This window comes from Paraprevotella sp., from assembly GCF_986071375.1.
This window is the reverse complement of sequence record NZ_CFQRNQ010000004.1, coordinates 133287-159304: the sequence shown is the minus strand read 5'-3', so window position 1 is coordinate 159304 and position 26018 is coordinate 133287. Positions and strand designations below refer to the sequence as shown.

At 47.8% G+C, this 26018-nt stretch carries 17 protein-coding genes; 6 read left to right on the top strand and 11 right to left on the bottom strand.

Features of this window, described 5'->3' with window-relative positions; all coding sequences use genetic code 11:
- The first annotated feature begins 8 nt into the window (after positions 1-8).
- Positions 9-1181 carry a TlpA family protein disulfide reductase gene (locus AC5RDV_RS03895; RefSeq protein ID WP_008626990.1) on the top strand — a complete coding sequence of 391 codons (1173 nt, stop codon included), beginning with the start codon at positions 9-11 and terminating at the stop codon, positions 1179-1181.
- A gap of 38 nt (positions 1182-1219) precedes the next feature.
- On the opposite strand, the gene AC5RDV_RS03890 is transcribed toward AC5RDV_RS03895, so the two are convergent.
- The 6 genes from AC5RDV_RS03890 to AC5RDV_RS03865 all read right to left on the bottom strand — a co-directional run bounded on the left by AC5RDV_RS03890 (position 1220) and on the right by AC5RDV_RS03865 (position 9668).
- Complete coding sequence (locus AC5RDV_RS03890; RefSeq protein ID WP_282748032.1) at positions 1220-3358, bottom strand: cation:proton antiporter; 2139 nt, start codon at positions 3356-3358, stop codon at positions 1220-1222.
- A 115-nt stretch (positions 3359-3473) separates the two neighbouring features.
- Entirely contained in the window at positions 3474-5624 is a 2151-nt protein-coding gene (locus tag AC5RDV_RS03885; RefSeq protein WP_282748031.1) for a peptidylprolyl isomerase, read from the bottom strand.
- A gap of 103 nt (positions 5625-5727) precedes the next feature.
- Positions 5728-6996 carry a hemolysin family protein gene (locus AC5RDV_RS03880; protein ID WP_008626995.1) on the bottom strand — a complete coding sequence of 423 codons (1269 nt, stop codon included), beginning with the start codon at positions 6994-6996 and terminating at the stop codon, positions 5728-5730.
- A complete protein-coding gene (lptC, locus tag AC5RDV_RS03875) occupies positions 6993-7643 on the bottom strand; it encodes an LPS export ABC transporter periplasmic protein LptC (protein WP_282748041.1) in 651 nt (216 codons plus the stop codon). The genes AC5RDV_RS03880 and lptC overlap by 4 nt, the downstream gene beginning before the upstream one ends.
- Positions 7643-8911, bottom strand: coding sequence for a BamG family beta-barrel-assembly machinery protein (gene bamG / locus AC5RDV_RS03870; protein ID WP_232038487.1), 1269 nt, complete (start codon positions 8909-8911; stop codon positions 7643-7645). Before bamG ends, lptC begins: the two co-directional genes overlap by 1 nt.
- 25 nt (positions 8912-8936) lie before the next feature.
- The gene (locus AC5RDV_RS03865) at positions 8937-9668 is read right to left on the bottom strand and encodes a type III pantothenate kinase (RefSeq protein ID WP_021980636.1); all 732 of its coding nucleotides are present in this window, start codon (positions 9666-9668) and stop codon (positions 8937-8939) included.
- Between the two features lie 150 nt (positions 9669-9818).
- On the opposite strand from AC5RDV_RS03865, the gene AC5RDV_RS03860 reads away from it, so the two are divergent.
- The 4 genes from AC5RDV_RS03860 (at position 9819) to AC5RDV_RS03845 (ending at position 16636) form a co-directional block, all read left to right on the top strand.
- A complete protein-coding gene (locus AC5RDV_RS03860) occupies positions 9819-10997 on the top strand; it encodes an Lnb N-terminal periplasmic domain-containing protein (RefSeq protein ID WP_172604729.1) in 1179 nt (392 codons plus the stop codon).
- A 46-nt stretch (positions 10998-11043) separates the two neighbouring features.
- Positions 11044-12591, top strand: a complete 1548-nt coding sequence (locus tag AC5RDV_RS03855; RefSeq protein ID WP_008627004.1) for an alkaline phosphatase family protein — start codon at positions 11044-11046, stop codon at positions 12589-12591.
- A 101-nt stretch (positions 12592-12692) separates the two neighbouring features.
- Positions 12693-15989, top strand: coding sequence for a preprotein translocase subunit SecA (gene secA / locus AC5RDV_RS03850; RefSeq protein WP_008627007.1), 3297 nt, complete (start codon positions 12693-12695; stop codon positions 15987-15989).
- A gap of 206 nt (positions 15990-16195) precedes the next feature.
- Positions 16196-16636, top strand: a complete 441-nt coding sequence (locus AC5RDV_RS03845) for a hypothetical protein (RefSeq protein WP_008627013.1) — start codon at positions 16196-16198, stop codon at positions 16634-16636.
- Between the two features lie 799 nt (positions 16637-17435).
- Here the strand turns inward: AC5RDV_RS03845 and AC5RDV_RS03840 are convergent.
- The 5 genes from AC5RDV_RS03840 to AC5RDV_RS03820 all read right to left on the bottom strand — a co-directional run bounded on the left by AC5RDV_RS03840 (position 17436) and on the right by AC5RDV_RS03820 (position 24892).
- Positions 17436-19640, bottom strand: coding sequence for a sodium-translocating pyrophosphatase (locus tag AC5RDV_RS03840; RefSeq protein WP_130894208.1), 2205 nt, complete (start codon positions 19638-19640; stop codon positions 17436-17438).
- 203 nt (positions 19641-19843) lie between these two features.
- Positions 19844-22492, bottom strand: coding sequence for a valine--tRNA ligase (locus AC5RDV_RS03835; protein WP_282748030.1), 2649 nt, complete (start codon positions 22490-22492; stop codon positions 19844-19846).
- Positions 22493-22633: 141 nt separating this feature from the next.
- Positions 22634-23347, bottom strand: a complete 714-nt coding sequence (locus AC5RDV_RS03830) for a hypothetical protein (RefSeq protein WP_282748029.1) — start codon at positions 23345-23347, stop codon at positions 22634-22636.
- A 139-nt stretch (positions 23348-23486) separates the two neighbouring features.
- On the bottom strand, positions 23487-24203 hold the full coding sequence (locus tag AC5RDV_RS03825; RefSeq protein ID WP_282748028.1) for a hypothetical protein: 717 nt from the start codon (positions 24201-24203) through the stop codon (positions 23487-23489).
- Positions 24204-24247: 44 nt separating this feature from the next.
- On the bottom strand, positions 24248-24892 hold the full coding sequence (locus tag AC5RDV_RS03820; protein WP_282748027.1) for a hypothetical protein: 645 nt from the start codon (positions 24890-24892) through the stop codon (positions 24248-24250).
- A 255-nt stretch (positions 24893-25147) separates the two neighbouring features.
- On the opposite strand from AC5RDV_RS03820, the gene AC5RDV_RS03815 reads away from it, so the two are divergent.
- The gene (locus AC5RDV_RS03815; protein WP_282748026.1) at positions 25148-25966 is read left to right on the top strand and encodes an ion transporter; all 819 of its coding nucleotides are present in this window, start codon (positions 25148-25150) and stop codon (positions 25964-25966) included.
- Positions 25967-26018: the final 52 nt, after the last annotated feature.

Genomic DNA, 26018 nt, shown 5'->3' with positions numbered 1-26018 from the left:
GTAGCACCATGAAGAAAAAGCTGATATTGTTTTTGGGTGCTTTTGTATCCCTTACGGCTGAGGCACAAGAACCGTGTGTGATAACCGGACGTTTGTTCCATGTGGAAGATGGTGCTTGTATAGGGCTGTATAGTACGGATGGAAGAGTGATGAGACAGATGGAGACGGACACGTTGGAAACCGGAAGGTTCTCGTTTACAGTTGATTCTTTGAATAGTCAAGTGGAGAATTTTGTACTGATGGGGCTAAGTGAGGGATTTCCGAGTACTTATCTTGATGTTTATGCGGCTGCCGGAGATACGGTTAGGATAGAAGGTTGCAATAAATTGTTGCGTACTTGGTCGGTTGCAAGCAAGATTCCGGAACAACAGTGGTATAACCGCTTTATTGATGCGTCGAGGACATTGATAGATGAACAACAGGAAGTCATGGTAAAGACGAGAGAACTGTGGGATAGAGTAGACGATCCGGATTTGTCAGAAGAGATGCTGAAAGCCTATCAAGACAGTATTAGAGAGAATTTGAATCCCATGGTAGATTCGCTTGAAATGCTCATTATCAGGAATGACATAGCCGTCATGGAACAGATGCCGGTAAATAAGGTGTGGATGCAGCAAATGAATGCACGGAGCGCATTTGTGAGTGTGGTGGATTCGTTTCCTTATACCGAAGATTTGAAACGATTGTATGAGCGTATTCCTCAGGATTGGCTTGGGACGGAAGCAGGAAAGAAGGTAACCGCACAGTTGTTTCCTCCTAAAGTCGTAGCAGTAGGCGATTGCGTGTACGACACGGACTTGTATGACTTGAAAGGGCAGGTATGCCATCTGTCGGATTTTGAAGGACGGTATTTGTTGCTTGACTTTTGGAGTGCAGGCTGTGGTCCTTGTCTGATGGCTTTTCCTGAGATGCGTGAGGTACAAGAGATGTGGAAAGACAGGCTTGTTGTAGTGAGTATCAGTTCTGACAGTGAAAAGGTTTGGAAAGAAGCATCCGAAAGAAAGGGTATTACATGGACCAACCTGAATGATATGCAAGGGACAGTGGGAATATACGCTCATTATGGTATCAAAGGCATTCCTCATTACGTGATTGTATCACCTGAAGGGCGGATTATGCATGTCTGGCGTGGCTATGGGACAGGAGTGCTGAAAAAGAAATTGGAAGAATGGGTGAAATAAAGTGAGACGGAACCTGACGTTCCGTCCCCCATTGTGGGTCATCTCTTCTTCGGGCCTATTGCGTGTAGTATTCCCCGTAATAGAGTGCCCGGTACTGAATAGCGGAAAGAATTGCCTTGGTCTGTCCGTTCGTCTACTTTTTCGATGAAGCGTTCTGCGTCTTTTTCGGAAATCACGCCATCGTCTTGGAGTTTACGGATGGTGCGACGCTCGTAAGTGAGCATCATACGGATAGACTTGACGGTGAGCGCGTGGCGGTAAGCCTTCGGGTAATTTTGTTCCAGTTGCAAGGTGACGTGATTCATTCGGTCTATGTTATGGTTGATTTCCGTACGGAGAATGTCCAATCGTTTTTTCTGTTCGGGCGTGAGGAGTTCGGAAGCGTTGAGTTCGTTTAACAGGTTCAGGTCCTCGTTTTGTAAAATGATGAACCCTCTGGCCATGTCATATACGTTTACGATACGTTCGCGGAAGTAGAAACTGACACTGTCCCCCAAGTGAAGTTTCTTTTGAATATGAGTCAGGATGGAGGTTCGGTCGCAATAATCGAATATGGAAGGACGGAAATCCAACGTATACTGTCCGTCATGGTCATACATCTCGTCGAGAGAGTTCATCAAATGAAGGAATGTGGTTTTCGAAACGACACCTTCATCATAAAGTTGATGGCATACAGCCTTTTCGCGGTCCAATATACGGAGACGTATTTCGGAAAGGAATTCCATTGTGGGAAGAGTTCCAGACGAAGGCAACGGCAGAGACGGTGGAAGGTATTTTTTCACTTTGTTCCAGTTAGCATCATGAAATGTTGGCTTTGCAGACAGTTTTTCCATATATTTTTCTGCACTGTCGTGTAAGTATCCTTGGATTTTGGAATCTATCAGTACTCTGGCGTTGGAAACTTGTATTAAGCCCAATCGTCTCAATAGCCAACGCATGGTGGTGGCATTGATGGAAAGAGTGAGCGTGACGATACCGGCTGTGAGAAACAGGACCTGTCGCCTGATGTCTTCCGGAATCCCCGGTGTGTAAGAAACCATCAGGGCCAGTGTCATGCCTAATGCTCCGCGAAGGCCGCCCCATGTCAGGATGACGGACTCGCGTTTGGAAAGTCCGTATCCCAATCTTTTCATAGCGGGGTAGAAAAGCATGATCATGGCAAAACGGATGAGGTTTAGTCCTACGTAGACAAGCAACAAAATGATGAGGTCGGACCAATTCAAGTCTACTTTCTCTGCAATGACCACGCCGACCATGATAAAAACCAATGTATTGGCTATGTGGGTAAGAAGTCCCCAAAACTTTTCCATGAATATGTTTACTTGCGGTTTCAGTCTGGGGCGTCCGGTATAAGAGATGGTCAGTCCGAAAGCCACTAAAGCGATGACACCGGATATGCCCATATAGTATTGGGATAGAATAAACGTGACGTAGGCAGAAAGGATAATGACGCTGTTTTGTATCATCTCCTCCGAGTTGATACGTGTAATGAACCAGATGGTCAGTCGAGCCAGGCAGAAGCCTAAAAGTATTCCTCCAATAACTACTTCCAGAAATTGCACTATGGGAGAAGCTATGCTTGCTCCACTAAGCGTATAGGCTCCGAAAAACAGCATGAAACATACTATGCCGGTTCCATCGTTGAGCAAAGACTCTCCGTCTACTAAAGTGGAGAACCGTTTGCTGGTACCCAGTTCGTGCAATAAAGCGACGACGGCTACCGGGTCGGTCGCGCTGATGAGGGCGCCGAACATGAGAGCCAATGGCCATGTCCATGAGGCGTATTCCGGAACAAACAGGCTGATGCCAATCATGAGGGCGGCTGTAAGCAGCATACAGACGACTAATCCAGGGACAGCCAGTAGGGTGGAATTGGCTAATGTTTTTTTGAAGATGTGCATGTTCATTTCGTATGCCGCGTCGAATATCAAAATGGGGAGGAAAACATATAGAATGAAATCCGGATTCGTATCGGCTACGGTTGCCACTGCGTTTTCTACGCGTGGCATGAAGTCGAAATAGTGGAAACGGTTGAGGAGTCCTATCAATAGACAGAATACAAACAGTCCTACGGTATAGGGAAAGCCCGTTCGTCTCAGTATGGACTTTAATATAGCACCGACTAACAAGCCGACAATGGCCAACAGCAGGGGGGCCAGTAAGTTGAAATCTTCCATAATATTCTTTTTAATGGGTAGAAAAAGCTCTACTTTACAAATATAACGAAAAAAACCTACAAGATAGTATAATCTTGTAGGTTTCTATTGTTTTTATCGTAAAGTCTCCGCTTTTTTAGAAGAAGAGGTAACGATTGTCTTTTACTTCGGCCTTTTCATACAGTTCATTGGCAAAACGGCTGATGGCGCGCATGTTGAGGGACTCTTGTTGAGCCTCTTCTTTTTTAGCGTCGAACTTCTCGGCCGATTTGTTCTTGTTGATAACCTGCAACGTGTAAACTCCGGCATTGCCCTTGAACGGACCTGCGAATTGATTGGCCGCTGTTTTGCTGGCTACGGCACTCAACATCGGTTCGCTAGAGCCGGTCTTCATTACGAAAGCGGAGGCACTGAACGTCACGTGCTTGATGGTGTCGCTTACGGCACCTTGTACTTTCATGGCGTCTGCTATGCTTTTTGTCTGGGCCAGTTTCTCTTTCAGCATCTCGGCTTTTTTGTCCTTGATGACTTCTTGCGTGAGATATTCTTTCATATCCTCCATCGTGCGGTAACCGTCCTTGTGTATACCAGTAAGGATGGCCACAAGCATGTGATCGTTCTCCCCACATTCGTAAAGAGGAGATACATTGCCTATTTCGGTGTCTTCATTGAATATCCATCGCATGGCCTCACGCGTGTTGCTTACTCCTCCTACATAATGTTCATTGCTGAACAAGTCTTTACGCTCTTGTAAGTTATAGCCGTTTTTCAGTGCTTTGGCTTCGATATCCTTTTGGGTAGGATTGGAAGCAATGAAGTGGCTGAAGTCGTTATAAGCCTTTGCATAAGTATCTTTGCTGAACTCAATCGGGCATTTGATTACGGCCACATCATATTTATTGATCATGGCACGGCGGTCTGTAACTTGTGCGATGATACATCCTTGGGCAAAGTCAATCTTTTCGGTGGCATTCACCGGCATGTTGGTGATGGTCTTGATAAACTTCAAGTTGTCGCCGTCCAAAGGAGCACCTTCATAATTACGTGAAGTAATCCATGTCTTTTCGCCGGTCTGGTTGTATTTCTTGGCGATGGAATCGAAAGCCACACCGTTGTGCAATGCCGTCATGATGCTGTCGGCTGTCTTTTGGATGGCATTCATATCGGCACCTGCCACTTGTATTTGGCGGAGCTGAATGGAATCCGGTGCGGAAATCTTGTTGATTACCTTGATGATGTTCATCGTGTTGTCTCCTGCATAATAATAGGGAGCTTTCATCTGTCCTATAGCCATGGAATCCAATTGTGAAGCTATGTCGTTGGGGAATATGTTCTTGCTGACCGGAAGCGGACTGTAATTAATCGTAGAGCCGCTCTCACGGACAATTTTAGCAATGTCGCCTCCGGCAGCCAACGCTGTGGCAGTCTCCGCCATGTCTTTGTCTAAGGCTGCCTTGTCGGCTGCGCTGGCTTTGACCTGTACATCAATGAATTTGATGTCGCGGCTTTCGGCTGTTTGCTTGAATCTTTCTTTCAACTCATTGTATTTGGCTTTTAAATCGCTTTCTTCCACTTTGATATCTTTGTCATTAATGGTAGAGTAGGGCACGGCAGCCATGATAATGTCGCTTTCATTGGCACGTGCCTCGAATGCGGCCTTGTCTATGATTTTGTTGCCTAACATCGCTTTGCCCAACAGTACTTGGTATTTTTGCGCAAGACTTTCCTGACGGAGGGTCTTTTCAATGAACATCCAGAATTTGTAGAGACTGTTATAGTAGTCCATGTATTCGGCCGGCATCTGTTCGCTTTTGGTTTTCATGCCTTCATAATCGGTCAGGAATTTCTTCAGGACATTGGCATCGAAACGGCCAGTTTGTTCGTTGCGGAAAGGTGTTTGCATCAGTATGGGGCTGTTGCCTTCCGAAATGATGGATTGGATTTCTGCGTCAGTGACGGTCAGTCCCAACTCTTCAGCTTCGTGCTCGATGAGTTTGTTGTTGACGTATGTGTTCCAAACTTGGTCGCGCAATTGGGTAAGCTGTTGGTCGTTGAGTGCACTGTTGCCACTGGTGAACTTCACAACTTCCGCATATTCGTCCACTAAGTTTTGGAATTCATGTACTGAAATCCGCTCTCCGTAAATTTCGCCGACTTGCTGCTTGCTTTCGTTAGAAGCAGACTGGATGGAGCGCATGGCTTCTTCGGCAATGAATGCAAAAAGAGCCACGCCGATCACGATGACCAACAAAGGCCCCTTAGCTCTGATTTTCTGTAATGTTGCCATTGATTTAAATGATTATTGTTTTTATTATTTTCTTTAAACGATTTAAGCGCACGAAGATACAAAAATCTTCGCACATATTCATGTCTGTCAGGCTAAATTTTAGTTATTCGATGATTTTCAGACGTACAAGTTCTATTTTTGTCGTTGTATTCTTGATGATTTTGAACTCGAAATGGCCGAATCTGATGATTTCGTTCAGTTTCGGAAAGCTTTGGTATTGATGCAGAATTAATCCGCTGACGGTGACATATTCTTCGGATTCCGGCAAATCCAATCCCAACAATTCATTGGCTTTTTCTATTTCCAGTCGTCCGGACAGGACGTATTCATTCTCATCAACCTTTTGGGCAATGTAGTTTGTATTGTCGTGTTCGTCTTCAATATCGCCGAAGATTTCTTCTACTAAATCTTCCATCGTTACGATTCCCGAAGTTCCGCCGAATTCGTCTACTACGATAGCCAGAGATTTTTTCTGCTGCATGAACTTCTTTAATAACTTCTGGGCAGACATCGTTTCCGGGACCACAGGAGTTTCTTTAATTCGTAAAGTCCAGTCAGCCGGATTCCGGAACATTTCGGATGAATGGATAAAGCCTACGATATGATCAATGTCTTCTTTGTAAACGATGATTTTGGAATTTCCGCTTTCAATAAACCTGTTTTTAAGGTTTTCTATGGATGAACTGATTTCCACCGCTTCTATTTCTGTTCGCGGCACCATACAGTCCCGAACCTTGACTTCCGAGAAGTACAGGGCATTTTGGAATATCTTGATTTCATCCGTAATTTCGTTTTCATTTTGAACCGATTCGATGCTAGACTGTATCAGGTTGTCCAAGTCTATTTTGGTAAAAGCCTGTTCCGACGCTTTTTTGTTTACTTTAAGTCCCATCAGGCGCAATATGCCGCGAGATAACGCACTGGTGAATTTGGATACGGGATAAAGTAGAATGTAGATGATAAACGCCGGAACGGCGAATATCTTCAGCATACGGTTCGGGTTTATCTTGAATAGCGTTTTCGGAAGGAACTCTCCAGTTACTAACACGATTAGGGTTGAAATGATGGTTTGCAGAGCCACATTCAGCCCTTCATTTTGGTTTAAGTGGATCGGGGAAAGGACGAATTCGTTAATCACTCCTGCCATTAAAATACCATAGATGACCAACGCAATGTTGTTTCCGACCAAAAGGGTTGAGATGAAATCATTTGGGCGTGTATAGAATATGGTCAGAATTTTGGACGTCAGACTGGCATCGCTGCGGTCCAGTTCGACTCGAAGTTTGTTGGAAGAGACAAATGCAATTTCCATCCCCGAGAAAAAAGCGGAGAGCAACAGTATGATGATGATTTCTATAATGGTCAGTGTCATGGCTGATTGGGTTTGGTGGGAGCGGCACGCATGACCGAGTCATTGGAGGACGAACTGCCACTATCGCTGAAAGGCGTTTCGGCATTGGCATTGCTGACAGAGTAGCGTGTCATTTGCTCGTTGGAACGGAAATTATAACCTTGTAGGAATTCATCCGGTTTCCGGATGGTCATGAACATGTTGGAATACATTTCGTGACGGTCCATATCCCAAAAAAGTTCTTCGCTGGTAAAGACAGTACCCTCTTGGTTTCGTATAACCACACGTCCGCGCAACTCCCATAGTTGTTGGTTGTGGCAATATGCCGTATCCGATTGCACAAACCAATCGATGTGGAACGTGGAGTCGAACTTTTCCAAAAGTATGCCTTTTACGAAAGTCCATCGCGGCGGATTGGTCGTATTGTAGATATTCCATTCTTCTGCCGTGATTTTATAGCGGATGACTCCGGAGTCCGAAATAAGGGTCGAGATGCCCCATGATTGCATGAAAGGTAAGGAGTCGTTTTCGTTTATGGCCGGAGCGTGGTTTGACTTTTCCGTAGAACACGAGAGTACTAAAATAAGCATAACAGTCGCCCAAACGGAGACTGTTATGTGGGTCGAACGGGACAATCCCGCCGTAGACTTTATCTTACTTTTCCTCATTATTGAATCTTCCATTTCATGAACCATCTTTCGTTGAACGTAATACCGACGTTGAGCCGCAGGTAGTTTTCTGTAATCAAAGATGATACGCCGGGAACGGATCTGCCCCATTGAAATGCGATATTGACCACGGAACGGTTATTGATATTGTTGGATACGGGGAGGGCGAATCCCGCCGTTACGCCGAATTCCCGTGGGCCGTCATGTCCGTTTACCTTATAATAAGGTGTGGAAAAGGATGCTCCTGCGCGGTACTGTACTCGTCTTAAATATTTATTGCTGTAACGGTCCGGTTGGAACTCACCTCCGATAACAATTTTGGTACGGTTCATATAGTTTTCCGTAGTGCTGACAAACTTGTCGTTTATGATTTGAGGCACGCGGCATTCTCCCCACCTTTGATGAGTTACGTCCAAACCTATTTTCCATTGTTCTTTGTGTGCCCACGCCAATCCGACTCCGAAAGATGTGGGTAGTTCAAAAGCCTTTTCTATGACTGATTTCGTGGTGTCTCCATTGGCCACATAACTGTAATAATGGGCGGGAGAGTTGATCGCATGTCCGATACCGTATGTAATACCGGGAGTCAAAACGTCGTTTTTACCAAGTTGTATAGGATATTGTATACCGATATCTATTTTATAAGATGAGAGGTCGGCATCTATTTGTCGACGTAATCCGTTGCTTGCGCTAGTGGCTGTTCCATTTTCATAAAATGTCTGTGTGATGTTTTGGGCATAGTTTCCCCAAACGTATCCGAAATTGGCTCCGATAGACAAATCTGCAAACGGATTCCACCCCAAACCCACGTACACCTCATGCAGCCCTCCGTCGCCGGTATAGCTGTTGGTATAAGTCATGGTCGAACCGCTGTTGAAATGGTCGCCCAGATATTTGCTTTCCGAGAAGTTGTATCCAATACTGGAAAAAGGAATAAAACCGAATGAAAATCCCAGTCCCGGGCACAAACGGAAGCCGGCGTTGATATAGTCCAACGTTGTGTTGTGCGCATTGATACTATTACCTCCACTTTTGAAATTTACGTTTTGCAGCGTGAGGCCTACGTCGAATATGAATGATAAAGAGTCTATGGCAGAGTAAGATGCCGGATTTTGCATGTTGATGCGGTTCCCGTCGCGAAAGCCCAGTGCCACTCCGCTCATAGCCTTGTTGAAACCTTGCGACTGGTCTTTCAAGCTGCCGAGTCCGAAGCGGGAATACGGGGAGTTTGAACCATTGGTTTGTGCGGGAGCATATAGTGTTGCCATGGTCAGCAACACGCATAGTATAAGTTTATGACTGCTCATTATTAAATGCTAATATTCGGTTTAGCCCTCTGGGCACTATATATTTGTCTGCAAAGATGAGATTTTTTATTTTGCTATCAAAGTTAAAAATATCGCCGCCAGTTAAAAAAACCAAAAGGGACGGGTATTTTTCTTGGAAATATTTGATGCGCCCTTCAATTTCAAACTTCATACCCTGAATGACTCCGGAGCGGATAGACGTTTCCGTGTCATATCCGATGTCCAAGAGCGGCCCCTCGCTGTCTATCAACGGAAGTTTGGCCGTGAAAGCGCGGAGGCTTTTTAGGCGCATTTGAAGTCCTGGGGAAATGCACCCCCCCTTGTAATGTCCGTTTTTGTCGATGAATTCGTAGGTCAGGCATGTCCCGGCATCGACAATAAGGATGTCATGTCCAGGATATTGCATGTAGGCACCGACGGCCGCAGCCAACCGGTCCGCCCCCAACGTATCCGGAGTCCGGTAATCGTTTGTAATCGGGACGGGAGTCTGTGCATTTAAATACAACAAAGGGAAGTCGAGCCTTTTCAGTTGTCGTTCGGCTTCTGCGGTGATGCCGAACACACTTCCTACGATACCTTGTTTAAACGCATATTTATTCACGAACTCCGGCAGGCGTTCCAGTGTTTCATTTGAGGTCTTGATTTCTTCCACCGGAGTGTCACCGTCAAAGGCTACCAGTTTGGCCAACGTATTTCCTATGTCTATGATTAAGTTCACGTGTTCATGCTTTGCGGTTGCAAAGTTAATCAAAAAATAACATGGCAGATTAATTCTTTGTCAAAAAGATGCTCGTCTCGCTTTTTTCTGTGAATGGCATGGGGCAAAAGGGAAAATGCACTAACTTTGCAAAGCTAAATATGGCATGGAATGAGATATTTGAGATTTTTGTTTTTATACACCCTATTATATATAGGAGGAGTGGCTCATGCCTTTCGGGCCGACTCTGTTGAGGTTAGCCTTTTGACTTGTTCTCCCGGAACCGAGGTTTATTCTTTGTATGGCCATACGGCCATTCGTGTGAAATCATATACCACGGCGGAGGATTGGGTTTTTAATTACGGGGTGTTCAGCTTTAACCGTCCGAATTTTATATGGCGCTTTACGCGAGGCGAGTGTGATTATCAGATTGGAGCCTTGCCTTTTGCTTACTTTGCCGAGGAATATGAAGAGCGCGGGTCGACCGTCTATCAGCAAGTGCTGAATCTGAGTGCGTCGGAGAAGGAACGGCTTTGGACGTTGTTGGTAGAGAATATGCGTCCGGAAAACAGGGAATACCGCTACAACTTTCTTTATGATAATTGTACGACGCGGGCGCGCGACCGTATAGAGGAGGCTGTGGAAGGAAAGATTATTTATCCGGAACAGGACACTGTCCGTACATGTCGCGAGATTATTCATCAGTATACGGCTCAGCATCCTTGGGCGGAATTGGGTAATGACATTTGTTTGGGGGCGGAGGCCGACCGTCCTATTTCTGTACGTGACGAGATGTTCGCTCCTTTTTATTTGTTGCGTTACGCCAATGACGCGGTGATTCAGGAATCTGACGGCAGTACGCGGCCGTTGGTGTTGTCTCAATCGGAAGTGGTTGAAGGGCGTGATGTGGAAATACAGAAAGAATTCCCTTGGTCTCCGGCACTGTCAGCATGGATACTTTTCTTTTGCGTGGCGGGGTTGACCGTAGTGGAACGGTGGCGTCATGCATGTTTTTGGGGGATAGACATTTTTTTGATGTCATTGGTCGGAGGAATCGGATTGGTGGTCACGTTTCTCTTTTTCTTCTCCGTTCATCCCACAGTAGGCTCGAATTGGCAGATTTGGGTCTTCAATCCCATTCCGTTGGTGGCCATGCCGTGGGTGGTTTGGTGTGCAGTTAAAAGGAGAAAAACTTACTACCATCCATTAAACGCGTCGGTTTTAATATTATTTATGTTTTTTTCTGCCCTGATACCACAAGATTTCTGTGTGGTAATTGTACCTTTGGCCTTAGCTTTGTTGCTACGTTCGTGTAGTTATTGGATAAGCTATCGAAAAAAAGAAAAATAAGCAAGCCATGCATTATAGAAGCTATCGTTTTCTGACTCCGTTGATTATGGTACTGACCTGGGCCAATATGGAAGCCCAGACGTCGCATCCTGTCCCTCGGTTGGTGGTCAACGTGACGATAGACCAGTTGCGTACGGACTATATGGAAGCCTTTTCTTCGCTTTTCGGAGCCGGAGGTTTCAATAAGGTGATGCGCGACGGGCGTAGCTATATGGATGCAGCCTATCCTTTTTCCCACATAGACCGTGCCTCGGCAGTGGCATGTATCATGACGGGCACGGTGCCTTACGATAATGGAATCGTGGGCGGACGTTGGATGGATCGTAAGACTTTGCGTCCGATGTATTGTGTGGACGACACAGCGTGCGAGGGATGGCTGACTTCCGAGAAGTACTCTCCGGTGGCGTTGAATGTATCGACCGTCACCGATGAACTGAAGATGGCTACCGGAGGGCGGGCTTTGGTGTACAGCATTGCCCCGGATGCCGATGCTGCAATCTTAGCAGCCGGGCATGCCGCCGACGGTGCTTTTTGGATAGACAATGCTTCCGGGCAGTGGAGCAGTACGTCTTATTATGGCCAGTATCCGGATTGGGCCTTACGTTATGATGTTTCCGACCGTTTGTCCGGTCGTATTTCCGATTTGTCCTGGACCCCAATCAGTCCGATTGTAGAGAATTTCAATTTCTTTATTTCGCCTCAAGAGAGCAAGGGGTTCACACATAAGTTTGCAGGGGACCGTAAGATTTATGAGTTCAAGACCAGTGCCTATGTCAATGACGAAGTCAACCGTTTCGCCAAACATTGTTTGGATCATACCGAGTTGGGCGAAGACCTTGTGACGGATTTCCTGTCTCTGACGTATTATGCAGGGACGTTTGATCATAAGCCGGTAGCCGAGGTTCCGGTAGAGTTGCAGGACACGTATGTGCGCCTTGACCTTGAATTGGCAGAGTTGATTACGATGTTGGAAAAGAAAGTAGGAGCCGGGCGTTTTTTATTGGTCGTTACTTCTACGGGATATACCGATGACGAAATCACCGATTTCTCGAAATACCGTATACCCACCGGTACGTTCAGCGTGACGCGTGCTTCTGCGTTGTTGAACATGTACCTGATGGCAGTATATGGCCAAGGGCAGTATGTCGAGACGGAGTTCGGCTCGCAACTGTTCTTAAACCAGAAACTTATAGAAGACAAACAACTGAATTTGAGCGACGTGCTGACACGTGCGCAGGCTTTCTTGATACAGATGGCCGGTGTAAAAGACGTGTACACTTCCCAACGGTTGGCTTTGTCTGCGGGAGAGACCGAAATACGCCGTTTGAGGAACAGCTTCAACCAGATGCGTTCGGGAGATATTTTCATTGAAGTATCTCCAGGTTGGAAGGTTGTCAACGAAGAGACGCATGAACAGACCTTGGAAAGGGCTTCATACGTAGGTTTTCCCATTTTCTTTTTTGGGTGTAACGTACGGCCTGAAACGGTAAAGACGCCGGTGACGGTGGATTGTATCGCCCCCACTGTGGCCCGTTTCATGCGTATCCGCGCTCCCAACGCATGTTCCGCAGCCCCTTTATCGGCCGTCCGCTGATGAAGATATTTAAATAATTTTCTATTCTTTTACTTTTTTTGATTAACTTTGCGCAAAGAAGCGCAAAGCGCATCGCGTGAATAAAAAACAAAACAAAATATATGGATATAAACAAGTTTTTGAGCAAGCTTTTCGGGAATAAGTCTACCCGGGACATGAAGTTGATTCAGCCGTTGGTAGAGACCGTGAAAAAAGCTTACCCTGAAATTCAGGCACTCAGTAATGATGCCCTGCGTGCCAAGACGCAGGAAGTGAAAAAGTACGTGCAGTCTTCGGCCGACGACCTCAAGGCTAAAATTGCAGAGTTGAAGGCAAAGGTGGAAGAAATGCCGATTGAAGACCGTTCTTCTCTTTTTTCGCAGATTGACAAGTTGGAGAAAGACGTGTTGGAACGCTACGAACAGGCTTTGAACGAAGTCATGCCGGTGGTGTTCTCCATCGTGAAGTCCACGGCCGAGCGTTTTGCCACTCAGGAAATCGTGGACGTGACGGCCAACGATTTTGACCGCGAGTTGGCGGCAAAGTTCGATTTCGTGGACATTGAGGGCGACACGGCGCATTACCACAATCATTGGACGGCCGGAGGAAACGATACGGTGTGGAATATGATACACTACGACGTGCAGCTTTTCGGTGGTGTCGTGCTGCACCAAGGCAAGATTGCCGAGATGGCGACCGGAGAGGGTAAAACATTGGTGGCAACCCTGCCTGTGTTCCTGAATGCCCTGACCGGAAACGGCGTGCATGTGGTGACGGTCAATGACTATCTGGCCAAGCGTGACTCCGAGTGGATGGGGCCGCTCTACATGTTCCACGGTTTGAGTGTGGACTGTATCGACAAGCATCAGCCCAACAGCGACGCCCGCCGTCGTGCCTATCTGGCCGACATCACGTTCGGAACGAACAACGAGTTCGGTTTCGACTACTTGCGCGACAATATGGCAACGAATCCCAAGGATTTGGTGCAACGTGCACACAATTACGCCATCGTGGACGAGGTCGACTCCGTATTGATCGACGATGCCCGTACGCCGTTGATTATATCCGGGCCTGTGCCTAAAGGCGATGACCAGTTGTTCGAACAATACCAGCCTTTGGTAGAGAAGTTGGTGGGCGTACAGCGCCAGTTGGCTACGCAATATCTGGCCGAGGCCAAGCAGATGATAGCTTCGGGAGACAAGGAAAAGGTGGAGCAGGGATTCCTGCAACTGTACCGTAGCCATAAGGCGTTACCCAAGAACAAACCTTTGATCAAGTATTTGTCCGAGCAGGGAATCAAGTCCGGTATGTTGAAGACCGAGGAAATCTATATGGAAAACAACAACAAGCGCATGCCCGAGGCTGTGGAACCGTTGTATTTCGTTGTGGATGAGAAGTTGAACAGCGTGGATTTGACGGACAAGGGCTTTGCCTGGTTGTCTAAGGCTACTTCCGATCCGGATTTGTTCGTCATGCCAGACATCACGTCGGCCATGTCGGCTTTGGAGGCAGACAAGTCGCTTTCCGACGAAGAGCGCGTGATGAAGAAAGACCAGCTCTATTCCGATTATGCCGTGAAGAGCGAGCGTATGCATACCTTGCAGCAGTTGCTGAAAGCTTACACCATGTTCAACCGCGACGATGAATATGTCATCATCGACGGCGAGGTGAAGATTGTGGACGAGCAGACGGGACGTATCATGGACGGGCGCCGTTGGAGCGACGGCTTGCATCAGGCTGTGGAAGCCAAGGAACATGTCAAGGTGCAGGCTGCCACCCAGACTTTTGCCACGATTACCTTGCAGAACTATTTCCGCATGTATCATAAGTTGGCGGGTATGACCGGTACGGCCGTGACCGAGGCCGGAGAGTTCTGGGACATCTATAAACTCGATGTGGTGGAGATTCCGACCAACCGTCCGATTGCACGTAAGGACATGAACGACCGTGTGTATAAGACACAGCGTGAAAAGTATAAGGCCGTCATCACGGAAATAGAAGAACTGGTAAAGGCCGGACGTCCCGTTTTGGTCGGTACGACTTCGGTGGAGATTTCCGAGATGTTGAGCAAGATGTTGCAGATGCGTAAGATTCCTCACAACGTGTTGAACGCCAAGTTGCACCAACAGGAGGCGGATATCGTGGCGCAGGCCGGACAAAGCAGCACGGTGACCATTGCCACCAACATGGCCGGTCGTGGTACCGACATCAAGCTGAGCGACGAGGTGAAGAAAGCCGGCGGTTTGGCCATTATCGGTACGGAACGTCATGAGAGCCGCCGTGTAGACCGTCAGTTGCGCGGTCGTGCCGGACGTCAGGGAGACCCGGGTTCATCCGTCTTCTTCGTCTCTTTGGAGGACAAACTGATGCGTCTGTTTGCCAGCGAACGGATTTCCAGGGTTATGGACAAGTTGGGCTTTGAAGATGGCGAGATGATTGAACACAAGATGATCAGCAATGCCATCGAGCGTGCCCAGAAGAAGGTGGAAGAGAACCACTTCGGTGTGCGTAAGCGTCTGTTGGAATACGACGACGTGATGAACAAACAGCGTACGGTGGTTTATGAGAAGCGTCGCCACGCCCTGATGGGGGAGCGTATCGGGATGGACATCTCCAATATGATTTGGGACCGTTGCGTGAACATCATCGAGAATAACGACTATCAGGGTTGCAAGGAAGGCTTTATCGAGGTCATGGCCATGGAAGTGCCGTTTACGGAGGACGAGATGAACAGCATGAAGCGTGAAGATTTGTGCGAAAAGGCCTTCCAGGCTGCCATGGAACGTTTCAAGCAAAAGACGGATATGTTGGCTGCTGTGGCCCAGCCTGTCATCAAACAGGTGTATGAGGCACAAGGGCACATGTATGAGAACATCATGGTGCCCGTGACGGACGGACGTCGTATTTATCAGATTTCCACTCCACTCAAAGAGGCTTACGAAACGGAAAGCCGTTCCATCGTGAAGGCTTTCGAGAAGGCCATCATGCTGCATACCATCGACGAGGCGTGGAAAGAGAACTTGCGCGAACTGGACGAGCTGAAACATTCCGTACAGAACGCCAGCTACGAACAGAAAGACCCCTTGTTGATTTTCAAACTCGAAAGCGTGAAGCTCTTCGATGCCATGGTGGACAAGATCAATAACCAGACCGTCAGCGTACTGATGCGCGGGCAGATTCCGGTGCAGCAGCCCGAACAGGTGCGTGAGGCCGAACCGGAACCGGCTCCTCGTCAGGAGAGATACGTGGAATCCCGCGAGGACTTGACCGACCCCAACCAGGAGGCAGCTGCCCGTCAGGATACGCGTGAACCGCAGAAGCAGCAACCGGTAGTGGCTGAGAAGCTTCCGGGACGTAACGACCCTTGTCCTTGCGGTAGCGGAAAGAAATTTAAGAACTGTCACGGACGCGGGTTGTAAATCGGCGGGATTGACGATAAGTTGTATTGTCCCCCGGACGGGGTCGGGTTTTCCGGCTGCGTCCGGGGGAAGTTTGTTGTATGGGTACTTTCTTCGGATATCATGATGTTTTTTTCGCTTCTCTTCCTTAAATTTTGGTACTGGAATGTTTTCCGATACTGTTTTTTTTGTACCTTTGATATAACTATAGACAAAAATGACAGATTATGAAAGCCACTTCACAGACCATCCAGCAGATTGAACGTGCACTCAGGAAGATTGCAGCCAAATACCCGCAAGGCCGGGAGGATTTGGCCTTGACGGATATCCATCTTCAGGTAAAAGCCGATTCCGGCGAGTTGTTGGCGTTCAACGATGACGATGAAGAGCTGACGCGTTGCGTAGTAGAGCAGTGGATGGATAACGGAGATGAGGATTTCTATGAAGAGATTACGCCCGTGTTGCGCCAGTGTATCCAAAATATGAAAGATACGTTGGAGAACCTGTCCTTATTGAAGCCTTATTCTTTCGTCCTGGTGGATGAGGACAAGGAAACGCTTTGCGACTTGTACCTTGTGGACGATGAGACGGTGATTGTGGACGGTGAATTGCTGAAGGGGTTGGACGAAGATTTGGATGATTTCCTGAAAAAGCTTTTGGAGGAATAAGGTATCCCTTGAACGGACAAAATCGCGATTGGGTGAGGGCAAAGTCAAGTCCGTTTGGGTTTTGCCGGGTGCGAGGATTTATCAAAATGTCAGAATGTCAAATCTCATGGGACGAGAATCGCGTATTTTCGGACAGAAGGCGTTTTGTTCCGTGCGAGGGCATTCTCGCGTGTTGGGGAAAAGGCAGAGTGTAAGCCGTCGGGTGTTTTTCCCGTTTTTTGTTTCGCCTTTATGTCGAATCATACGAACAGATGCGGATAGGATGTAAGCGAAATGTCGCAATTCCTATCCGTTTGTTTTTTGTTTTTTGGAAACAAAATGAGTTCAAATAGTGTTTTTCGTATGCTTAAAATCTTGTTTGGGGGGCGTTTGGAGCTTGGTTTTAAGTCGTGTGGTATATGTTTTCCGTTCGTTCTGCGCACATCGGAAAATCGCTTTCAGCCAAACGATTTTTCAATCTCTTGAGATTGATTTGCATATATGCAGGATTTATGCGGAAATACACAGCTTCTTTGTATGATTATTCTCTTTTGGGGCTTTATCTGATGCTGTTTTCTCAATTTAAAACAAGCGTAAAGGATTAAAACAATGTCTTTTTGTCGGGATATAGAGGAGAATGGGATTAATTTGTAAATTGAGGGCGTGACACTTTTAGTATAGTGAAAAATACAGGGAAATATCCGATTGGGTGAATTAGATTCAAGAATATTTGTTTTTATGTGTTTATTGTGCAGAAATCCCCTCCGTTTATCGTGAAGATAAGACGGAGGGGAAGGTTTTATATAGTATAAAGTTAAGGTCAGAACAGGCTCCACGAGACGGTGAGTCCGGCCATGACGATGGCCACCATCGACATGAGCTTGATGAGGATGTTCAGGCTTGGGCCGGAAGTGTCCTTGAACGGGTCGCCCACGGTGTCGCCCACCACGGTGGCACGGTGTACCTCGCCGCCCTTCCCGCCGAAATTACCTTCTTCGATATATTTCTTGGCATTGTCCCAGGCACCACCGGAGTTGGCCATGAAGATAGCCAACACGAAACCGGCCGACAAGCCGCCGACCAAAAGGCCGATGACGCCCGGCACGCCGAATACCAGTCCGGTAACGATGGGAGCTACGATGGCCAGTAGCGAAGGGAAGACCATTTCTCGTTGTGCGCCTTTGGTGGAAATCTGCACGCAACGGGCATAATCCGGTTCGGCTTCTCCGCTCAGGATGCCCTTGATTTCACGGAACTGCCGCCGCACTTCCTCTACCATGTGGGCTGCTGCACGCCCTACGGCGTTCATGGTCAACCCGCAGAAAAGGAAAGCCATCATGCTGCCGATGAACATGCCCGAGAGGACTTTCGGGTTCATCAGCGTCACGTCATAGTAGGTCATGAAGTCGGTGAACGAAGCATCATGTATGGCCAACGTGTCGCCGTTCGGCAGGGTCAGTACAGTTTCGCCCAAGCGCGTCAGACCGATGCGGATTTCTTCGATATAGGATGCTAACAATGCCAGTCCCGTCAGGGCTGCCGAGCCGATGGCAAAGCCTTTGCCGGTAGCTGCCGTGGTGTTACCCAACGAATCCAAAGCATCCGTGCGTTTGCGCACGGCCTCGCCCAGTCCGCTCATTTCAGCGTTTCCGCCCGCGTTGTCGGCTATGGGGCCGTAAGCGTCCGTGGCCAAGGTGATGCCCAAGGTGGAGAGCATGCCCACGGCGGCGATACCGATGCCGTAAAGCCCCATGCTCACGTTGGCAAAGTCGAACCCTGCAGCTAGCCAATAGGAAAGGATGATGCCGATGACGACGGCTATCACTGGGATGGTGGTGGACACCATGCCCAACCCGATACCGGATATGATGACCGTGGCCGGGCCCGTTTTTCCGCTCTCAGCCAACAGTTGGGTGGGGCGGTAGGACTGTGACGTGTAATATTCCGTGGAGCGTCCGATGACGATACCTACCAAAAGCCCGATGACCACGGCAAACGAAATGTTCAGCCAGTTGTCTATCTGCAACACCCAAAGGATAAGGAAGGTCGCCACGACAATCAGGGCGGAACTCAGGTTCGTGCCTACGGACAGGGAGTTGAGCAGGTCTTTCATGCCTGCGTCTTCCTTGGTGCGCACGGAAAATATGCCTAAAATGGAGAGCAGGATGCCCACTGCGGCTATCAGCATCGGGGCAATGACCGCCTTGAACTGCATGTCCACGTCGCCTCCTGCCATGAATGCAGCGGCACCCAATGCGGAGGTGGCCAGGATGGAACCGCAATAAGACTCGTACAGGTCGGCCCCCATACCGGCCACGTCGCCCACGTTGTCGCCCACGTTGTCGGCTATCGTGGCCGGGTTGCGCGGGTCGTCTTCCGGGATACCGGCTTCCACCTTGCCTACCAAGTCCGCACCCACGTCAGCCGCTTTCGTGTAGATGCCGCCTCCCACACGGGCGAACAGGGCCTGCGTGCTGGCTCCCATGCCGAAGGTCAGCATGGTGGTGGTAATCATGCAGAGTTTGGCTGTCGGGGCGTAGATGTCGGCAGGGATAAAGGCATCCAAAAGGAGATACCAGAAAGAGATGTCGAACAGGCCGAGGCCGACAACGACCAACCCCATGACCGCGCCGCTTCGGAAAGCCACGCGCAGTCCTTTGTTCAGGGAGTTACGGGCAGCGTTGGCAGTACGTGCCGATGCGTAGGTAGCCGTTTTCATGCCCAAAAAGCCGGAAAGTCCGGAGAAAAAACCACCGGTGAGGAAGGCTATCGGTACCCATGAGTTTTGCAGGTTGAAGCCGTAGGCCATGACCGAAAACAGCACGACGAGTGCCAGAAAGACCAGTCCCACGATTTTGTACTGTTGTTTCAGGTACGACATGGCACCTTGGCGCACATGCGAGGCGATTTTCTGCATGGCCGGTGTGCCTTCACTCTCTCTCATCATCTGGCGGTAGAAGTACCAAGCCAGCAGCAATGCCAACAAGGATGATACGGGAATCATCCAAAACAGGAGATGCTCCATAGTAAAATGTGTTTTTGAGTTAACGATATGTTATTGTCGTGGGCTAAGGTAGTGAAAAGCGGGGTTCGGACAAAGAAAACTCTGTTAAAAAAGCACTTGGTTTGATTTTATGGATGAATAGGGGGAGTTGGAAATAAAAAGAACCGTTTGCATGCTTGGTAGGGCGTGCAAACGGTTGCTTCCAATAATAGTGGTGAAGGGCTTTACTTCTTCAACTTGGCCAAACTTTCTTTCAAAGCCGCGATTTTGCTTTCGGCATCGGCTTGTTTCTTGCGTTCCATTTCCACCACGGCAGTGGGGGCGTTGGCTACGAAACGTTCGTTGGAAAGCTTTTTCAAGACACCTGCAAGGAAGCCTTCCAAGTGTTTCAGTTCGGCTTCTTGTTTGGCGATTTCCGCTTCCACGTCTATCAGGTTGCCCAACGGTACGGCATATTCCGTCGTGCCCACCATGAACGAAGCCGTGCCTTCGCCTTTCTGTACCACAGTGTTGACGGCACTCAGATTGCCCATTTTCTTGATGACACCTTCAAAGTCTGCTTCCGGATTCCCGCCCACGACTTCCAATGTCAATGCCTCTTTCGGGGCGATGTTCTTTTGGTTGCGTACGGTACGCACGCCGGCCACGATGCTTTTTACGTTTTCGACATGGGAGATAAGTGTGGCATCGTCTTCCGTCGGTGCAGCGGTGTGGAGCGGTGAAATCATGATGCTCTCACCCGGCAGGCGGTCATAGATGTGTTGCCAAAGTTCTTCGGTGATGAAAGGCATGAACGGGTGCAGGAGTTTCAACAGCGTGTCGAAGAACGACAAGGTCTGTTCGTACGTCTTGTTGTCGATGGGCTGTCCGTAAGCCGGTTTGACCATTTCGAGGTACCAACTGGAGAACTCGTCCCAGAACAGCTTGTACACGGCCATGAGGGCCTCGCTCAGACGGTACTTTTTGAACAAGTCTGCCACTTCCCTTGCTGTGGTTCTCAGCATGGCATCGAACCAACGTGTGGCGATGGCTGCCGTTTCCGGTTGCGCGATGTTGGCCGTCTGCCAGCCTTTCACGAGGCGGAAGGCGTTCCATATCTTGTTGTTGAAGTTGCGGCCTTGCTCGCAGAGTGCGTCGTCGAACAGGATGTCGTTACCTGCCGGGGCGGACAGCATCATTCCCATACGTACGCCGTCAGCACCGTATCGTTCTATCAAATCGAGCGGGTCGGGGCTGTTACCCAACGACTTACTCATCTTGCGTCCTAATTTGTCGCGCACGATGCCGGTGAAGTACACGTTCTTGAACGGCATCTTCCCTTCGTATTCGTAGCCTGCCATGATCATGCGCGCTACCCAGAAGAAGATGATGTCCGGACCCGTTACGAGGTCGGACGTGGGGTAATAGTAGTTGAGTTCTTCGTTGCCCGGATGGTTGATGCCGTCGAACAGCGAAATCGGCCATAACCAACTGGAGAACCAAGTGTCCAGTGCGTCCTCGTCCTGACGTAGGTCGGATGCAGTCAGGTTGGTGTCACCGGTCTTCTCCTTGGCTCGTTCGAGTGCTTTTTCGGCGGTCTCGGCCACCACGAATCCGCCTTGCGGCAGGTAGTAGGCCGGGATGCGGTGTCCCCACCACAACTGTCGGCTTATGCACCAGTCTTTGATGTTCTCCATCCAGTGACGGTAAGTGTTTTTGTATTTGGCCGGATAGAACTTGATTTCGTCCTTCATCACCGGCTCCAAAGCGATTTGCGCCAAGTGTTCCATCTTCAGGAACCATTGCATGGAAAGCTTCGGTTCGATGGGCACGTTGGTGCGTTCGGAGAAGCCCACCTTGTTGGTATAGTCTTCCACTTTCTCCAACAATCCTGCTTTTTCCAAGTCGATGCAGATTTGCCTGCGCACGTCGAAACGGTCCATGCCCACGTACATCCCGGCAGCCTCGCTAATCGTGCCGTTGTCGTTGAAGATGTCGATGGAAGGCAGGTTGTATTTCTCGCCCAACATATAGTCGTTCACGTCGTGTGCCGGTGTCACCTTCAGGCAACCCGTTCCGAACTCGATGTCCACATAGTCGTCTTCGATGACGGGGATACAGCGGCCTACCAGAGGCACAATCACCTTTTGTCCTTTCAGCCACGTGTTCTTCGGGTCGTTCGGGTTGATACACATCGCCGTGTCGCCCATGATGGTTTCGGGGCGCGTGGTGGCTACCACGGCATAGCGTCCGCTTCCGTCCGGTTGGCCGTTTTCATTGGCTACCATATATTTCAGATAGTACAGCTTGCTGTGTTCTTCCTTGTAAATCACCTCTTCGTCCGAGAGGGCTGTCAGGGCTTTCGGATCCCAGTTCACCATGCGCACGCCACGGTAAATCAATCCTTTGTCGTACAGGTCGCAGAATACCTTGATGACGCTTTCGCTCCGTTTCTCATCCATGGTGAAGGCCGTGCGATCCCAATCGCAACTGGCTCCCAGTTTACGCAACTGTTTCAGGATAATGCCACCGTGTTCGTCCGTCCATTCCCAAGCATATTTCAGGAACTCTTCGCGGGTGAGGTCAGTCTTCTTGATGCCCTTTTCCGCCAAACGGTTTACCACCTTGGCTTCGGTGGCGATGGAAGCATGGTCGGTACCCGGCACCCAACAAGCGTTTTTACCATCCATACGGGCGCGGCGCACGAGGATGTCCTGAATGGTTTCGTTGAGCACGTGCCCCATGTGGAGCACCCCCGTCACATTGGGGGGCGGGATGACTACCGTATAAGGTTCTCGTCCGTCGGGTTTAGAACTGAAAAGCTTGTGGTCGAGCCAGTATTGGTACCATTTGCCCTCTACGTCGGCCGGATTGTATTTACTTGCTAATTCCATTGTATATAACGTTTTTATGTATTTCTTTTTAGGACTTGCAAAGTTACATAAAAAAGGTTATATATGCCGGAGTTTGGGACAATTAAATTACGGTAAATACCTTTGTGTACTCGGTAAATTCCGTTCGGTCGGTCAAGTATCTCATTGCAGTTCTTTTCCGATGATGGAACCGTCGTCATCTTTCTTGCAGATGTACGGCTTGCCGTCTTTGAAATAGCAGGCATTGATGCTACGGCCGTATGGTGGTGAAATGTGTTTTAGGAGGAAGAAACTACCGTCATCAGACTCTTTGATGGCATAATCAATATCATCATTTAGCCCTCCACCAGTATATGAATATGAAATAGTCCATTTGTTCGCCTTGTACCGCCTTACCATATCATCGGCAAATTCTTGCCCGAGCACTTCTTTTACGCCATTGTACATGAAAAGGTTATCTTCTTTCTTAAAGTTGCTCCGGTCGTGGTAATAAGCTATATAGTAAGTAGGAATAGTTTCATCCACACATACAACGTCTTTGGATGGCCGGTAATAGGTTTTGCTGTTCTCACTGAATTCTTCCACTATAGGGAAGTAATGGAAATCTCGTTTAATTTGGGCGGTAAAGATTGGATTCTTTCTTTTTTGTTGGTTCTCGATTCTTCGGATTTTGCTCAAAATGGTGTCACGGCCGCCTTCGGTGAGCGCGGTGAATAGGCTTCCACCCGGTAACAGGGCTTTGGGTTGAATGGCATGTACGGGGGACACTTTAGGGACGATGGCTGTAGGTTCTTCAGCCGTAATGTCAGTATTTACACAAGAAGATAAAATACTGATTCCAAACAATAGTGCGAAAAAGAATAAATTATATCTCATGGTTGTATTAAATCCAGTCATGGTTCATTCTAAATGTATTATGTTAAGGAGGTGAAAAAGGTAGTGTAAGACAGGACCGCCCGTTAAATTGTGGAGGACACAAATGTGCCCTCTTTGAAAGGAGTGTCGGCCAAGTGCCTTATTGCAGTTCTTTTCCGATGATGGTGCCATCTTTACCTTCTTTACAAATATACGGCTTGCCGTCTTTGAAATAGCAGATGTCGTTACTACCACCGTATAGGGTAGTGGATTTTAGCATAAAGAAACTGCCATCGTCAGACTCTTGGATGGCATAGTCCATTTTATTGGACATTTTTCCGTCCTTAAAATATTTACCAACAGTCCACTTGATGGCCTTGTACCGTCTTACCGTTTCGTCGGCAAATTTCTGTCCGTGTACTTCCTTGATGCCGTTGTACATGTAGAGGTTGTCTTCTTTCTTAAAATTGCTTCGGTCTTGATATTCTGCCCCATAGTAAATGTGGCTTGTTTCATTCAGGCAGACTACACCTTTCGATGCCCGATAATGTTGTACGTGGTCTGTACTATCTTTGAATGCTTCTATTACAGGAAAGTAACGGATATTCCGTAGTGATTTGGTGGAAACTGCGACACTTTTATCCTTTTGTCGTGTTTCATATTTTTGGATTTTGCTTAAAATGGTGTCGCGAGCACCTTCTGTGATGGGGGTGTACAGGCTTCCTCCCGGCAGTAGGGCGGCTGCTTGAAGGGCATATACTGGCAATGCCTTAGGGGCGGTGGCTGAAGGCCCTTCCATGTTGATACTTGTATTTACACAAGAAAGTAATGTACCAGAAACAATCAGTGAAACGAAAAAGAATATTTTATTTCTCATAACTATATTATTTTAATGTTAAAGATAAAGATAGAGTCTTTTGTTTATTTGCTATATACTGCATCATATTCCATCAATTGTCCATAACTTATTTCTTCTTCACAACCCCTGTATGGATCCATTATCGTTATGGAACTTGAGCGGTCGTACCAATCTTTATTATAATATTGAGAGCGTACGAATACGACGCAATGTCCAAATTCTCCGTCTGCTTTTTGCAATAAAACGGGAGAGGATATGTATTCGTTTGGATCCATCAGTTGTTTCGCAAAAGTCGTACCGCTGACATTGTTATATCCTTCCGATTCAAAGAAGCGGTTGTCTCCTCCTGCCACTCCGAACTTTGAGAAAGTTTCTTTGGAAGTGCATGTCGAGTTAGAATTATTATTGAACATCTCCATCGCAGCTTTGTATTTGTCATCAGGAATGTAAGATGAACCATAGACGTTGTAGTCTTTTCCAACTAAGAAATTGTGGATATAGTTAAAACAATGCGTACATTGCTCCGTACCGTCTACCGCTTCCATGGAGGCATAGACGCACCAAGCATCACCATCTTGTACAACATCGTCTACCTCCTCACTAAAGTCCACCTCTTTGGTCAAGGTGTCTTCTTCCCACTCGAAAGGAAATAAGGGCTGTGCTCCTGCCATTAGAATAATGATTAAGCTGAGAATTTTCTGTTTCATAAGCGTCCGTTTTTTAATAAACAAAAATAGCCTTTTCTCACCCCCTTGTTCTTGTAGGGCTGAATGCCAACTACATCTTTATCTCCTGAATTTGACAATTATAATGAAATGTTTTAGGATAGACAAGAAAATAGGTATAAAAAACATGATTTTAATATATATTATATATCAACGCGATTCTTCTTTATAAAAACTAATAAGGAGATGGAGGTTCAAGAATAAAATGTTACCTTTGGATGTTTAATTAGTGATAAAATGGAAATAAAACACAGGGCGCATCCTACGATTTCGGCTCGGGGCAGGAAGAGGTTCGTGATTCATCATGAAAAGTTGTATCTTGCCGTACACCGATATTTAACGACAAGGTGGTTCCGCTATACGGTCTTGTTTTTCATTGTCGGGGCGATTTTCTCCGTGATTTGCAGTTCTTTCGAGTCCTCTGCACCTTATCGCCTGCAATTATACAGCTTTTGTTATTTGGCCTCCTTCGTCTTTACGGTCGAATATGTGTTGCGCATCATAGCAGCTCCTGTCCAATATCGTCAGTATCGTGCTTGGCGTTCCCGTTTCAGGTATTTGTTTTCGTTTTATGGTTTGATAGATTTTGTGGCTGTCATCCCTTTTCTCATCATTTACCTGTATCGGGAGACCATCTTTGTACATTTGGCGGTACTGGCCTACATCTTAATGATTTTTAAGTTGATACGCTATTCCCGCTCGTTCCAACTTATCGGACGTGTGTTGCAGATGGTGAAGGATGAATTGATAACGGCTTGTACGGCTTGTGGCATCCTCTTAGGGTTTTCGGGCATCCTGATGTACTATATCGAACACGAGGCACAACCCGAAGCCTTTGCCAATATCGGCGACGGTTTTTGGTGGGCTGTGGTGACGTTCACCACCGTGGGTTATGGGGATGTCTATCCGGTTACGGCATTGGGACGGTTGCTGAGCGGTGTGATTTGTATGGTAGGCATTGCGATGATAGCCATTCCCACTGGTCTTATATCTTCGGCTTTCATGAGTTTGATTCAAGAAAAGAAACGGAAGGAGGAAGAAGAACACAAAAACTGATTTCCGGAAAAGGGAAGGATGATAGCCCCGTCCCCCGTTTTTCCGATGAGAG

Excerpts from the sequence above, each read along its gene's own strand:
- AC5RDV_RS03890 (WP_282748032.1), bottom strand. The coding sequence starts at position 3,358 with ATGGAAGATTTCAACTTACTGGCCCCCCTGCTGTTGGCCATTGTCGGC.
- lptC (WP_282748041.1), bottom strand. The coding sequence starts at position 7,643 with ATGAGGAAAAGTAAGATAAAGTCTACGGCGGGATTGTCCCGTTCGACC.
- AC5RDV_RS03860 (WP_172604729.1), top strand. The coding sequence starts at position 9,819 with ATGAGATATTTGAGATTTTTGTTTTTATACACCCTATTATATATAGGA.
- bamG (WP_232038487.1), bottom strand. The coding sequence starts at position 8,911 with ATGGCAACACTATATGCTCCCGCACAAACCAATGGTTCAAACTCCCCG.
- AC5RDV_RS03825 (WP_282748028.1), bottom strand. The coding sequence starts at position 24,203 with ATGAGAAATAAAATATTCTTTTTCGTTTCACTGATTGTTTCTGGTACA.
- AC5RDV_RS03830 (WP_282748029.1), bottom strand. The coding sequence starts at position 23,347 with ATGAGATATAATTTATTCTTTTTCGCACTATTGTTTGGAATCAGTATT.
- AC5RDV_RS03820 (WP_282748027.1), bottom strand. The coding sequence starts at position 24,892 with ATGAAACAGAAAATTCTCAGCTTAATCATTATTCTAATGGCAGGAGCA.
- AC5RDV_RS03835 (WP_282748030.1), bottom strand. The coding sequence starts at position 22,492 with ATGGAATTAGCAAGTAAATACAATCCGGCCGACGTAGAGGGCAAATGG.
- AC5RDV_RS03880 (WP_008626995.1), bottom strand. The coding sequence starts at position 6,996 with ATGACACTGACCATTATAGAAATCATCATCATACTGTTGCTCTCCGCT.
- AC5RDV_RS03855 (WP_008627004.1), top strand. The coding sequence starts at position 11,044 with ATGGTACTGACCTGGGCCAATATGGAAGCCCAGACGTCGCATCCTGTC.
- AC5RDV_RS03845 (WP_008627013.1), top strand. The coding sequence starts at position 16,196 with ATGAAAGCCACTTCACAGACCATCCAGCAGATTGAACGTGCACTCAGG.
- AC5RDV_RS03885 (WP_282748031.1), bottom strand. The coding sequence starts at position 5,624 with ATGGCAACATTACAGAAAATCAGAGCTAAGGGGCCTTTGTTGGTCATC.
- secA (WP_008627007.1), top strand. The coding sequence starts at position 12,693 with ATGGATATAAACAAGTTTTTGAGCAAGCTTTTCGGGAATAAGTCTACC.
- AC5RDV_RS03815 (WP_282748026.1), top strand. The coding sequence starts at position 25,148 with ATGGAAATAAAACACAGGGCGCATCCTACGATTTCGGCTCGGGGCAGG.
- AC5RDV_RS03895 (WP_008626990.1), top strand. The coding sequence starts at position 9 with ATGAAGAAAAAGCTGATATTGTTTTTGGGTGCTTTTGTATCCCTTACG.
- AC5RDV_RS03840 (WP_130894208.1), bottom strand. The coding sequence starts at position 19,640 with ATGGAGCATCTCCTGTTTTGGATGATTCCCGTATCATCCTTGTTGGCA.